This window comes from Arthrobacter pascens, assembly GCF_017052465.1.
Lineage (GTDB): Bacteria > Actinomycetota > Actinomycetes > Actinomycetales > Micrococcaceae > Arthrobacter > Arthrobacter pascens.
In genome coordinates this window covers 1-12,203 of sequence record NZ_JAFHKT010000119.1, presented here as the reverse complement: position 1 = coordinate 12,203, position 12,203 = coordinate 1, and the positions used below count along the sequence as shown (strand labels likewise).

Below are 12,203 nucleotides of genomic sequence, written 5' to 3'. Positions count from 1 at the left end.
TCAGCATGGATCACCAGCCCCACCCGACGCAGGACAACGACCACCAGCACCACCAGCGATATGGCAGTTATGACCAGCACCGCATCCTCGACCTCGATGCCGAGGTGTTCGGCGACAATCTTGCAGCCGTTTTGGACTTGTCCGGCGTGCCATCTGCGCGCAGGGTTGTTGACCTCGGCGCGGGCACCGGCGCAGGTAGCCGCCTGCTGCGCGAGCGTTACCCCGACGCCGCGGTGACGTGCATCGACAACGACCCGCAAATGCTCAAGCTGCTGCGCGAGCAAGGCTTCGCCGTGGTCGCGGCCGACCTCGACGACGGGTTCCCCGCGCTTGCCGGCTCCTTGACCACGGCGGATCCAGCGGCCGATGCGCCGGTGGACCTGGTATGGGCATTCTCCTCGCTACACCACGTGGCCCACCCCGCCCGGCTCCTGTCGGGGATCTGCCGGGCACTGGCGCCGGGCGGGGTCCTGGTCGTCGTCGAGCTCGCCGCCCTGCCCCGCTTCCTCAGCCATCCGCGCGAAGCGCTGCTGGAGCAGCGCTGCCACGCCGCTGCGGAGGCCGAGGGGTGGAACCATCACCCGAACTGGACACCGGTCATCGAGGCCGCCGGGTTCACCGTCACCCAGTCCGAGGTGACGACAACCGCACTCTTGACCCCGGCTGCACGCGAGTACGCCCAGCAGTGGTTTGCGCGCTTCTCGCACATGGCGGCCCTGACCGCAGACGACCGCGACGACTTGGAAAACCTGCTGGAACGGCTCCCCGACGATATCGAGCTGGAACCCCGTGCCACCCGGACCGTCTGGGTGGCCACCCCCGACCAGAACCGGCACCCGGACTTGTGGGCGGAGGACATCGCAGAGGACATCGCCGGGTAGGACCAGGGCGTGCCGCCCAGACCAAGGCCTGCAGCGCTTGTTGCACTGGCAGTGAAGCTGGGAAATCCGTGCGTTAAGTGATCTCCGCGCATGGAGGTGCCGGCATAGCGGTGACTACTTGGGTATTCGGATCGTGCTCTAGGGCCGGCCTTCCGGCCACGATCACTGTAGCGCGCTCCCATGGCCGGTCTTCAAGTAGGAAGGGAATTTCTTGTTCTTCCCACTCCCTGTGCAGGTCTTCTTCTTCCTGGCCATCTCGTGCCAGGAGGCGACGTCGGGCTTCCAGGTTGTCGCACTGCACCCAGATCGAAGCGTCGACTAGGTCGGAGAGAGCTTGGCGTGATGATCCGCTCCCTTCCACCCACACCACGGAACGCCCGGCGGGTAGAGCTATGGCACCTGGTCGTTCTCGGGCCACCCAGCCCGGCGGACGGTAATGGACTGGGTCGCCTTGGAGCAGGGGTTCGAGGACACCGTCACGGAGTTCATCGGCCCAGTCAAAAAACGAGAGATGCCACGCTACATCGTCCGTGTGAACGACATCTGAGTCCGGCACTCGAGCTAGTAGACGATCGACCAGGGTGGTCTTGCCTGCCCCGCTCCTTCCATCCACCGCTACAATCCAGGGGCGGTTCGGACGTTGTCCAGCTGCCGGCAGTAACCGCCGCACCAAGCCTTCCAGTGACTCGGCATGCCAGAGTCCCGCGGGTTCGCCGACTTCCGGTTTCATATCCATGGTTACCTCGACTTCGATTATCGGTCCCGCCCAAAAGCTGCCTCATATGGAGTCTCGAGAGTTGCTGTGTTTAGCGCAAGATCTTTCCGTGGCTGAGGATAGCTGGTGTACTTCCATCTGCGCCGGCCTGCCGTATTGCGGGTGTCCGGTTGATTCAGAGCGATAAAGGTCTAGGTCGTTCCCTGATCCAGGGAGAGCGCGGTGCCGTAGCGCAGCAACGGACACACGTCGCGCCTAAATGTCCGCGAGGGAGTATCAGGAGCGCTGCGTCACTGGTCTAGAAGCGGCACGGTTGGTGTCTGCCGGGTTACCTTGACAGAGTGAAGACTCTGGGCGTTGACCTGGCAGCGGATCCGAAGAGAACGGCTGCTGCGGTCCTTGAATGGCGCGACGGGCAGGCACGGCTCGTCCACCTGTCCCTCGGCGTCAGGGACGAAACCGTCGTCGAGCTTTTCGGAGCATCAGACGTGACCGGAATCGACTGCCCTCTTGGCTGGCCCCAGCCGTTCCTGTCATTCCTGCTCGGTCATTCCCGCGAAGATCCGGATGCGGTGCTTCGTCATGACGGGTTGGACGGACGTCGTGAGCTTGCCTACCGGGCCACGGACCGGTTCGTCACCCACACAACGGGCCTGATTCCGTTGAGCGTGTCGGCGGATCGGTTGGCGCATCCGGCCAAGCGTTGCGCAGTCATTCAGGCCAAAATCGCGCGTCTGTGGGGCGTTCAGCCCAGGGACGGATCGGACCGTCTTGTCGAGGTCTACCCTGCCGCTTCCCTGAGGATTTGGGGCATCTCGGCCCGCAGGTACAAGGGCCGTGGGACGCCGGAATCCGAAATCCGCGATGACATCCTGGGCCAGCTCACCGCCGCGGCACCTTGGCTGGACCTTGGCGCGTACAGGGACCAGCTAATCGCATCGGACGATCTGCTCGATTCGGTCATCGCATCCCTGACAGCCCGCGCGGCCGCACGCCGGGCTACCCTGCTTCCTGGCCCGGATCAGAGCCTTGCAGCGCGTGAGGAGGGCTGGATCCACCTGCCAGCAGGTTCGCTCACTAATCTGAACAAATAGGGCCGACCCGGCTACCTATAGCGGGCCCTGAACCGCTGCCCGACAAATGCTCACACTCAGTACCGGTGTCCATCAGAGTGGACGCCTGTTCATAAGGCCTGGGCGCGTGCGATGCCATGTACTCACCAGTCGCGGGTCAGGAAGCCCAGCAAAGAGTAGACCAACGTCCAAGACTGCATCCGGCGCCATCCGCCCAATGTGACAAACTTCGGACTCCCGATACAGGGGCGTGTCCGCCAGCTGCGGGAGCCTTGGGTTCTGGGAGCAAGCGGGTCCCGCACTGGGTCCCGTCCGCTCCCAGTGGCAGTCGTGGATGCCGTTTGCTCCTATCGGGACCTTTACCTGGTAGGTTCCCCAGAGTGGCCGCCGGTGTCCGGCAGCCACTCTCGGCATCTCTTTGTCTCCAGGATTACTTCAGCATCCACACGTCAGTGGTGTAGTCCTGCCGGCCGTCCGCTGGAGTGAAGTCGGTGTGGACCCAGACCCGCAGGTAGGTTTTGCCGTAGTACTGGTAGGGCTTGACCCACACGCTCTTGGTGGCCCAGCTGTACTTGTAGGTTGCGCTCTCCCATCCGCCGTTCTCGGCGTAGGTGCGCCGCGAACCCCAGTCGCAGTCGGTGGGGTGGCACTTTCCGAACACCCGGATGGAACCCGCGGGATAGACGCAATGCCCGCTTGTATCGCACAGTGCCTGGTCAGCGCAGCCCCAGTCGAGCACCACTTTGGTGACTGAGTTGGTGTTGGGGTCGATGTTCTTCCAGGTTCCGTTCGCCTGGCTGGAGCCGCTACACAGGGCGTGGGCAGGTGCCGCCGTCAGCGCGCTGCCGACGAAAACGAAGGCGAAAGCAGCAAGCAACATGGCGATCAGGACGGCGGTGGCGGACCGGCCCGTCCGTTGCCGCAAGGTGTTAATGAACATGGGAGGTTCTCCTAGTGTGGTGTGTGTTTTGTTGGCCGTTTGGTGCACGGTCCCCGGTTTTGATGGACCGGATGCCCTAAACCGGCACTCCCATCGTGGGCGCGGGCGGGGGCTAGCCGCTTCCGTGCCAGCACGGTTCTTGGCCCCACCACGAGAAAGCCACTGGTTGCTGGGCCGCGACGACCAGTTCACGGGTCCTGTAACGACTGCTTGTCGCTCTCATTTTCTTGTTCCCCTAAGTCAGGGAGCCGAAGAGCTCTGATGGCCAGCCAGGACAGCGGAAGGAACCGAACTGCCCCGCCCATCTGGCGGGCATCGCCGTCATCGGCCGGCTCGACTAGCGCAACAGAGTACTGAGCTAAGGTGAATACGAAGATCCTCATGGGTCCCCATTGGGGAGGAAACGTGCAACTTCGACAATGGGGGCATGGGGCAATGATCTGTCAGGGAAAAGCGGCGGTGCAGGGGCTGTGAGCTCTTCCGTGGTACCGGGGCGTCCAAGAATCAGACGGAGCTTGCTGTGCATCGCCGGGCTGATCAGCGTTGTGCTTGGGTTGAGCATTCGCACGTTCAGCGATGCGGCGTGGACCGGCCCTGCAGGTGATGGCCTGTACGCGGTTCTGGTCTATATTCTCGTGGCCGTCCTGATTCCGTCGAAGTCCAAGGCACTGACTGCGGCGGCAGCCGTTACAGTCTGTGTGCTGATCGAGCTGTTCCAACTCACTGGCCTTCCTGCCGAACTCGTAGAATCCTGGCCACCACTTCGGCTGGTCCTGGGAACCACGTTCGGCGCCGCGGATTTGTTGGCCTACGCCTGTGGTGCTGCCGTCGCTTATGCGGTGGATCGGACGACGGGCACAGCGGTGAATTGCACTCGCCATCACTAGGAGCCGTCCTTCCGTGCTCCCGGAGAGGACAACCACCTGACGAAGCCCCCGCCCGCCGGACCCTAGAAGTGGCTAGTCGGACAGGCCCCCGATGTACTGCCCCAAGTGTCAGCGTCCTCGTCGACGTGGTCGGCCGTCTAATATCGTCCAGCTTTGAGCCGCGCGAACCGTTCTGTAATGTTTCCACGCCCCAGCCAGGATATCGCCGGCTGGGGCGACCACTCGTGGATTCCCGGTAGTTCTGACCACGTCGCGTGCGACCGTTGCGCGCAGGCCGGCAACGACGTCGGTTTTCTGCAAACCCACCCCCGGCGCCTTTCCCCACGCGTACGACCGGCTCGATGAGCTCAGGCCTGTTGTTCCGGACACCCTCGCTCGGTTCGAGGTCAGCGATGGAATTCTTCCTGCCGCCTGGGAGAATCTGCTTCACATGCCCTCAGCGATCGTGCTGTTGCCCGGTTGCAGGTATTCCAGACAGCCGTGACACCGCCCGTACCTGCGCGACTCCGGAGGCATGCTCAATAAAGTCCTCGAAACACGTCTGCCCTCTTTCCCACATTCCGACCAGCGTTGATACCGGCAAGGGGCAATACACGTCGCCGGCGTACCGAGGCCCTGCTCGAGGCCGGGACCGCAGGGCCAATCGGAACTGCCGGCGACTTACGGGACCACGACTGCCTTCGGTAACCCGTACTTCAGACTGCGCGGATCGAAATGAGCTCGTAGACCATGGCCGAGCTCATCGCCGGTCCGCGGCAGGTCAACTGACATGGCGGAGCGCGGTGGGCCTGCAGTTCGACGTCGACACGCGCCGTGTGAGGCAGGCGACCGGTGATGCGGATCCGCCAGTGATCGCCGTCGCGGACGGTCGCGGCGACCATGTAGTCATTCCGGCCGGCTGGGCCGAAACGTCTGAGCGTGGCAGCGACAGCGGCCTGCTGTGCCGGGAAGAGATCCGTGTATCCGCGCAGATAGTCTGCGTGGATACGGCCGGCGAGGTGCTCTTCGATGGTGGCGACGGACGATTCGGCATCCAGACGGCCGTAGTAGACGCCGTCGGGCACAACAACGACGTTGGCCGCGAACCTGTCACCGCCTACGTGCGTGCATTCCCACACCAGCTCCGGCCAGCGCTCACTGAGTGCACGTCCCACGGGCCGTCCCCACACGGCACAGCATTGGTCATGTTGACTGTGAGTGCAGACAAGGATGACGGGCGGATGGCCGAGCGCTCCGGGGAAGCTGAGGGCTGTGGCAATCTCGGCCAGATCCTCATCTTGGCTCCACGTTCCCCAATGCTGACGACAGGCGCCGGAGTCCTCATAGTGCAGTACGGCCCAATGGTTCTCACCCTCACGCCGGCGTGGGCCCGGCCGCCTCACGAGCAGCACCCGCGCCCTCGCCGCCTTCGCGGCGGCGAGCACGAGTGCTTTGGTCTCAGGCTCCAGCTCAAGGCCCTCGAAGCCGTTGACCGGCCATCCGCCCCGGTACTCGATGAGGACCCAGACGACGCCGTGCGACGCCGTCCCGGCAATCGGGTCGCCGCGCATCCGGGCGCCTTTCGAGCAAAAGAAGCGTTCCGTTGCGGCCACTGTCGCGAAGTCACTGTTCAACGGGAACGAGGACCCCCGCGCGCAACAGTTCTTCGACGAGTTCGACACCAAGATCATGCGCGGCGTGAACCTCCCCATCGAGCAGGCGCGTCACTGACGGCAGATCGGCCTCTGGGAAGTCGAACCAACCCACACGCGTGGTGAGGCGCGAGCCCTCCAGCCGCGCTTCCAGTGCACCCCGAAGCCGCACCCGAGACTCGGGGCTGAGGCCGTCGACGGCGGCGAGCTGCGCCAGCGGTCCTAGCGGCGCCGGGCGTCCCTGTTCTCGCCAGGCGCGGTGGAACAGCGGAGTGGAATCAGCCTCAGCGAGGGCGACGGCGAGGCGGGCTCGGACGGTGTCGATCTCCGCGCCCGGCCCGTCGACGCCCAATGGCAGCGTACGGCGCATCTCGGGATCGTCGCCTAGCACAGCAAGCGCGGCCTGGGCGAGCTGTTCGGCCAACGCGTAGCGGGTCCAGCTGTGGACGCCGAGCGTGAGATGGATAGAGACCTCACCCTGTGCTTGGGCGGCATGCAACCAGCCGCGGGGCAGGTAGAGGGCATCCCCGGGCTCGAGCACGGTATCGATGTAGGCCTCGCCTTTCGCGGCCTCGGCGACAGCGGACCGGTGATCGGTCCAGGGTTGACTACGCAGTGGATCCGGGTGGACCGGCTCATGGATGATCCAGCGCTTGGTCCCCTCGATCTGCAGAACGAAGACGTCGTGGACGTCGTAGTGATCGTCGAACCCACGGTTCTGCGGCGGGGTGATGTATGCATTGGCCTGCACCGGATGTCCGAGCTCGGTGCTCAGCTTGGCACTGAAGTCCGAGACTGGCTCCCACGTGCGGTGCAGAGCCTGCAGGACGAGCGTGGCACCGTCGGCGAATTTCCGCCAAAGAGCGGTGTCGTCAAGCTGGTCAGAGATGGTGGCGCCGACGCCGGCGGAGGAGGTGAATGACGAGTCGGGAAATGTAGAGCCTCCCTTGGCGACACGGAGGAAGGGTGTGCGCAGTCCACGGCGCGAGATCAGTTCGTCGACGGCCTGGGCAGAGAACAGATCGGAGAAGTCGCTGGCGCAACGCGTGAGCAGCGCTGTACGCCCCCAGATATCGCCGGCAAACCTCTCACGGCCGATGTCAATCAGACGTGTCTCCAGGACACCGGCGCCTTCCAGTGCGCCGGTGTCCTGAAAGTCCGTGCGGGTGGTGCTCAAACTCAGCTGCCCCGTTCTTCGGCACCGCTGTCGGCGCCGCCGTCGGCACCGCTGTCAGCTCCCCCGTCAGCTCCCCCGTCAGCACCGCTGTCAGCTCCCCCGTCAGCACCGCTGTCGGCACCGCTGTCAGCTCCCCCGTCAGCACCGCTGTCGGCGCCGCCGTCGACTCCGCCGTCGTGGGCGCCCGGGACGCCGGCCGCGCCACCGTCCGCCGGGCCTTCCTGTTGGCTCGGATCCTGCTCTGGATTAGTCATGCTTCCTCCCGAGAATCGAATGGCTAAGATCAGCCCCGTTTTGGCACCTGATCCCAAACCGGGCGATTCTTCATCGACACCGCCCGTGATCACCCTATCGGGATGGGTCAGCCGTGGGAATAACCCTCTTTTACAGCCCAGGAATCAGAACGGGACAGTCCCATCTGGTCGGCGCGGAGTCCAAGGTCAGTCCACCCTTCACTATGTCCGCTGTCATGCCGCTGCCCCTGCAACCCGACCTCGGACGACATCAGAGCAGAGTTCGCCCTCTGACAACTGCGTCCATGGCCGGATTCACCGCCCGTTGTCATCGGCGGCAAACGCCCGGGCAGAGGGGCGCCGCTGAGGAACGCCTCATACTCGGCCCGGACGTCCTCATCGACTTCCGGCTGCTGGCTGCTGTAACGAGCGTCGGTCCGGTCCCGCTTCGGTCCGGAGATCCAGAACTCCTCCCCCGTGTCTACGTCGTAGAAATTGGAATCGAATCCGCTGTACCTTTCCAGGGTCCGGCCCCGGAAGTAGCAGGTCTGCCAAGATTTGGAGAACTGCAGCCTCGTTATCCACGCTGGCCCGCGATCCGTGTTGTAGCCGGTTTTCAGGTGGACGTACATGATCCGCTCAGGCATGGCGACATCGTAGCGCCAGATGTGGGACGCATCAGGACTGGTCTTTCTTGATCAAGAATTGATCGTCGACGGTGAGGTCCTTGAGGTAGGGCGTGCAGTCTGTTGGTACCGGCTAGGAAAACCGGTCCTTCGCAGCCCGACCGGAAGGCAAAGGCGCCATGCCAGCAGCTATAGACACAGAGATGACACGTAGGCACAGACTGAGAAGTGAGCGTCCGAAGCCAGCGTTGGATGCACAACACCTCGAGAAACTCGCCGAAGAATCCTCATGGGAGGTCGCAGAGTCCTTCATCACGGAGTACGCCGCCCTCCTCCCCCGGCGCGTTGACCGCATCGTCCGCACGGTTACTGTCCGGGACCGGGACATAGCCATGGATTTCTTGCTCAGCCTGAAAACGACGTCGTGGCTTGCCGGCGCCCTGCGGATGAACCAGCTGTGCCGCGAACTGGAGCTGGCACTCGCCCTGGCGGATGTCGCTGCAGTGGCAACCATTGTGCAGGACATCGAGCAGCACCTTCCGAGCCTGCAGGAGGCACTCGCCAGCCGTCCGCGCCACGTGCTGACGGTGTTGTCGCCGGCAGCGCTTCGCCGCTGATGCCCAGGCATGTCACCAGACGCGGAGTTTCAGGTGTGATCCTCCAGCCTCAGCGTTAAGCCGGACCGCCTCCACGACGTCGTCCTCGTACAGGCAGTGCATCGTGGCCTGCCAGAATTGGTAGCGCCAGCCCGGGTGAACTCTGCGGAGGACGAAGTGTGGCGGACTGCCCAGTCGGGTCGGTTCCCTATCGGTGGCAGGTTCTGGCTGCGGGCTTGGGCAGCAGGCCGAGTTGTCCTAAGGAACTCCACTGGTCGTACTAGACGTGATGGGCTGTGATGATGCTGGCTTTCTCGTGGCTGGCTGCGCTATCTGATCAACCATTTTTGACAGCCATGACGGCTGTTAACCCCACCGCAGAACGCATTGCTGCCGGCGAGCTCAAGGATGACAGAGAGGAGGACGCCGAGCAGTCGTGAGGCGCCTCAACCGGTCCGCTCACACGGACACCGCCCACTGCCCCTGTCCATGGCGTATCGCCCGGGCTGGACAGCAACAGATGCGCAAAAATGTACCCCTGCTGAACTGCAATGACATGCGAAGTGGCCCCGACACAATCCAGCGCGAGCTCCACCGGCCGAAAGGGGGCACCGGGATGCTCCTGTCCAACGGCGACCTTCGCACCTGAAGCACCAACACAGGCTGCAGTGACGGTGTACTGCCCGGCCGCCGGCACCTTCTCGGTTTTGCCAAAACCCCTGACGGGACCATCCAATGGCCCCACGTCGGAAAGGATAACCGGTCCCGGCACTGCCCTAAGGAGCCGGTCTAGCTCAGCGTAGTTTTTAACCTCGCGCTCCAGCACCTGAGGATCAGCGTATGGCTTCGGGGGCCCTGTTACCGGCCCCAGCTCAGCTGTTGGTGTGTGCACGGGCTCGGGGCCAGTTCTTGGCGTCTGCACCGGCTCCGGGTATTCATAGACGCACCCTGCGGTCCCACTTAGAGGGATCAGTAGGCAGAGGGCAAACCCGATGCTGTGCGGTTTGTCTAACGTTCCCACACTTCCATGGTGGTCAAGCCCGCAATTCAAAACAACCGCTGACCAGCCTACGTTCCGTCCAGCCGGAACTCGGCCCAGAGCGGGTAGTGGGAACGAAATCCGCCAGGAGAGATTTCGTTCTTCGTCAGCTCGGTCATGACGTGAGGGGTGAAGTCGACCGCGCTCACGAACCTGGAGGACCCGCAATACAGGCTGGAGGTGACACGTAGCTTCGGATCCCGCTGTAGGCGTCGGTACGTGAACAAGAATCCCCTGACTTTGGGGCTGTCACGCTACGAACGGTCTGACAGGTTCGACCGCCTTAAGATTCTGATCGGATCAGAGGGAACCACAACCCCGTTGCGACTCTAGCCGCGGCGACGGACACTATGAACGTTCGAGGTGGGACAGTCTCGGTGTATGGGAAGGTTCGGAATGGGAAAGCACCTGCAGACCGGTGACCTGAACATCTGGACGGAACAAATAGGCGAAGGCCCGGATGTCCTGCTGGTCGGAGGCCTCGGCGACACCGTCGAATCGTGGCAGCATCAACTGGACGGGCTTGCAGACACCTACCGCCTGACAGCCTTCGACAACCGGGGTGCCGGCCGGACCGAGAAACCCTCCGGGCCGGTGTCAATCGAAATGCTAGCCGACGACGCGGCCGCCGTCCTTGACGGCCTCGGCGTATCGTCAGCCCATGTGGCCGGGTTCTCGGGCGGAAGTGTGATTGCACAGGAGTTGGCTCTGCGTCACCCCGAGATGGTCCGCAGCCTGGTCTTGCAAGGCACGTGGACAGTGATGGATACGTACCTTCGGAGTTGGGCGCTCTTCATGAGATGGCTCGTCGAAGTGGCACCCACTGAACGGGCCTTCCACGAAGGCCACTTCCTGTTCACCTACACGCCGAGGGCGTACAACGACGGGACCGTCGAGCGGATCATTGACAGCCTGATTGCTTTTCCGCATAAGCAGAGCACCGAGGACATCCAGGCATTCATCGACGCCTTCATCGACCATGAAACAACAGACCGCCTCCCCGGCCTGAAGGTCCCGACCCTTGTGCTCGTTGGCGGCATCGACTTGATCAGCCGACCCAATCTTTGCCGAGCCGTGGCCGACAAGATTCCCGGTTCCATTTTTGAAGTCTTTGAGGGTGAGGCCCACCAGCCCTTCCAGGAGATTCCGGATGCTTGGAACACGCGCGTCAAAGCCTTCTGGCACAGCGTCGAAACCAAAGAATGATGCCGTTTATGACAGCAGGCTCAGGAGCCGGTTCGGGACCGCCAGCCGCGCGGCCTGCCTGTCCGCCACCCCGGGACGGCTGCGTCCAGGGCCTCAGGTTTCTCGGGATCGAGTTCCCCGCGGCGGGCGTTGGACCGCTGGGGCTCCAGCCACACGCCCAGCTCGTGTTCTTCGCCGTGATCTCAGCTTTGTGGCGGGGCCAGTCATTGCCGGCTGCCCGGTACTCGACCAGCGCTGTTAGCACCTCCTGCAACCGCTCCTCGGCCGCCACAACCCCAGGGGCTTGCCTTCCCAGCCGCGGCAGCACCGCGAAGCCGTCCCGGTGCTCTTTGACGATTTGGCCGGCCCGGGCGTCTTCTCCCCGTCGCGGCAGCCACACCGCCAGGGATCGTTCGGAGGTGCTCTCCGCGGTCCGGGACGGGTAGCGTCCCGTTTCCTGAACCATGGCCACCGGCCGCCGCATCCGCTCCAGGCCCTGGGCGGTGACTTTGGCCTCCCTGGCGGTGGCCGCTTCGTGTGCGGGGCGTAGCCCGGGATCAGCTGCGCCGCGAGGCGAAGGTGGTAGCCGACGGTCGGAGCGGGGACCTCTCACCAGTTCGGCAATCCGCTCCCGAGTAGGTCCGACCCGGTACACCAGCACCCATTCCTGGTTCGGAGTTGCACCCCGCTTCGTTGTCGCCACGGGACCCGTGCTGCCACCCGTCCCAGCATCCCCCTAAGGTGCTTAGGTGCCAGGGGTTAGAGTAGCGCCATATACAGGAAGGCAGGCACTATCCGTAATCGAAGAGAACCCGGAGCCGACGCCCAGAGGCTATGGACACCCCTAGGTTCACGGTGCCGCGAACAGCCTCATTGCTGGTGCTGCCGACGACGCGCACGGAACCTTGGTGGCGATCCTTCTCTGATGACCGCTGACGACCACGATGCTCACTGTGGTTGCGCTGACCATGCGGCGCAGCCGCAAATGCGCCTGCGCGCCATTGCGGCCGGGCACCACTGCACGGCTGTCCCTGTGTCAGTCTTTGCTGCTGAAGGCGGCGTCGAAGGACGCCTGCGAGGCGGGGAAGTCGAACTTCTTGAGCGCGGCGAGGGCTTCGGGGGCGCCGTGGAGGCGGTCCATGCGGGCGTCCTCCCATTCGATGGAGATGGGGCCGGTGTACCCGATGGCGGTGAGGGCGCGGAAGGAGGATTCCCACGGG

10 protein-coding genes and 1 pseudogene are annotated in these 12,203 nt (G+C 63.8%); 5 read left to right on the top strand and 6 right to left on the bottom strand.

The genetic code is table 11. The features are described from left to right. Positions 1–5: 5 nt before the first annotated feature. Both JYA52_RS06145 and JYA52_RS06140 read left to right on the top strand, forming a co-directional pair. Complete coding sequence (locus JYA52_RS06145; protein ID WP_205652317.1) at positions 6–881, top strand: class I SAM-dependent methyltransferase; 876 nt, start codon at positions 6–8, stop codon at positions 879–881. Positions 882–1,937: 1,056 nt separating this feature from the next. Continuing rightward, complete coding sequence (locus tag JYA52_RS06140) at positions 1,938–2,690, top strand: DUF429 domain-containing protein (RefSeq protein WP_205652316.1); 753 nt, start codon at positions 1,938–1,940, stop codon at positions 2,688–2,690. A 409-nt stretch (positions 2,691–3,099) separates the two neighbouring features. Here JYA52_RS06140 and JYA52_RS06135 read toward each other — a convergent pair whose 3' ends face one another. Then, positions 3,100–3,609 (bottom strand): hypothetical protein, encoded by a 510-nt coding sequence (locus tag JYA52_RS06135; protein ID WP_205652315.1) that lies wholly within the window; start codon positions 3,607–3,609, stop codon positions 3,100–3,102. 515 nt (positions 3,610–4,124) lie between these two features. Between JYA52_RS06135 and JYA52_RS06130 the strand changes: the two genes are divergently transcribed. Further along, positions 4,125–4,496 (top strand): ribosomal maturation YjgA family protein, encoded by a 372-nt coding sequence (locus JYA52_RS06130; RefSeq protein ID WP_205652314.1) that lies wholly within the window; start codon positions 4,125–4,127, stop codon positions 4,494–4,496. A 695-nt stretch (positions 4,497–5,191) separates the two neighbouring features. Here the strand turns inward: JYA52_RS06130 and JYA52_RS06125 are convergent. The 4 genes from JYA52_RS06125 to JYA52_RS06110 all read right to left on the bottom strand — a co-directional run bounded on the left by JYA52_RS06125 (position 5,192) and on the right by JYA52_RS06110 (position 8,184). Beyond that, positions 5,192–6,046 (bottom strand): sucrase ferredoxin, encoded by an 855-nt coding sequence (locus tag JYA52_RS06125; protein WP_205652313.1) that lies wholly within the window; start codon positions 6,044–6,046, stop codon positions 5,192–5,194. Between the two features lie 52 nt (positions 6,047–6,098). Next, complete coding sequence (locus JYA52_RS06120; protein WP_240460018.1) at positions 6,099–7,304, bottom strand: cupin domain-containing protein; 1,206 nt, start codon at positions 7,302–7,304, stop codon at positions 6,099–6,101. A gap of 2 nt (positions 7,305–7,306) precedes the next feature. Further along, positions 7,307–7,558, bottom strand: a complete 252-nt coding sequence (locus tag JYA52_RS06115) for a hypothetical protein (protein ID WP_205652312.1) — start codon at positions 7,556–7,558, stop codon at positions 7,307–7,309. Positions 7,559–7,665: 107 nt separating this feature from the next. Further along, positions 7,666–8,184, bottom strand: a complete 519-nt coding sequence (locus JYA52_RS06110) for a hypothetical protein (RefSeq protein ID WP_205652311.1) — start codon at positions 8,182–8,184, stop codon at positions 7,666–7,668. 227 nt (positions 8,185–8,411) lie between these two features. Between JYA52_RS06110 and JYA52_RS06105 the strand changes: the two genes are divergently transcribed. Both JYA52_RS06105 and JYA52_RS06100 read left to right on the top strand, forming a co-directional pair. Next, positions 8,412–8,780 (top strand): hypothetical protein, encoded by a 369-nt coding sequence (locus JYA52_RS06105; RefSeq protein WP_205652310.1) that lies wholly within the window; start codon positions 8,412–8,414, stop codon positions 8,778–8,780. A gap of 1,414 nt (positions 8,781–10,194) precedes the next feature. After that, positions 10,195–11,004, top strand: a complete 810-nt coding sequence (locus tag JYA52_RS06100) for an alpha/beta fold hydrolase (protein WP_205652309.1) — start codon at positions 10,195–10,197, stop codon at positions 11,002–11,004. Positions 11,005–12,019: 1,015 nt separating this feature from the next. Here the strand turns inward: JYA52_RS06100 and JYA52_RS06095 are convergent. Continuing rightward, positions 12,020–12,203 (bottom strand): annotated as a pseudogene (locus JYA52_RS06095) (sugar phosphate isomerase/epimerase); the annotation flags it as partial.

What these genes read in the sequence shown, in the direction of transcription:
- JYA52_RS06145 (WP_205652317.1), top strand. Translation starts at nt 6, where the DNA reads ATGGATCACCAGCCCCACCCGACGCAGGACAACGACCACCAGCACCAC.
- JYA52_RS06125 (WP_205652313.1), bottom strand. Translation starts at nt 6,046, where the DNA reads ATGCGCGGCGACCCGATTGCCGGGACGGCGTCGCACGGCGTCGTCTGG.
- JYA52_RS06135 (WP_205652315.1), bottom strand. Translation starts at nt 3,609, where the DNA reads ATGTTCATTAACACCTTGCGGCAACGGACGGGCCGGTCCGCCACCGCC.
- JYA52_RS06100 (WP_205652309.1), top strand. Translation starts at nt 10,195, where the DNA reads ATGGGAAAGCACCTGCAGACCGGTGACCTGAACATCTGGACGGAACAA.
- JYA52_RS06115 (WP_205652312.1), bottom strand. Translation starts at nt 7,558, where the DNA reads ATGACTAATCCAGAGCAGGATCCGAGCCAACAGGAAGGCCCGGCGGAC.
- JYA52_RS06110 (WP_205652311.1), bottom strand. Translation starts at nt 8,184, where the DNA reads ATGCCTGAGCGGATCATGTACGTCCACCTGAAAACCGGCTACAACACG.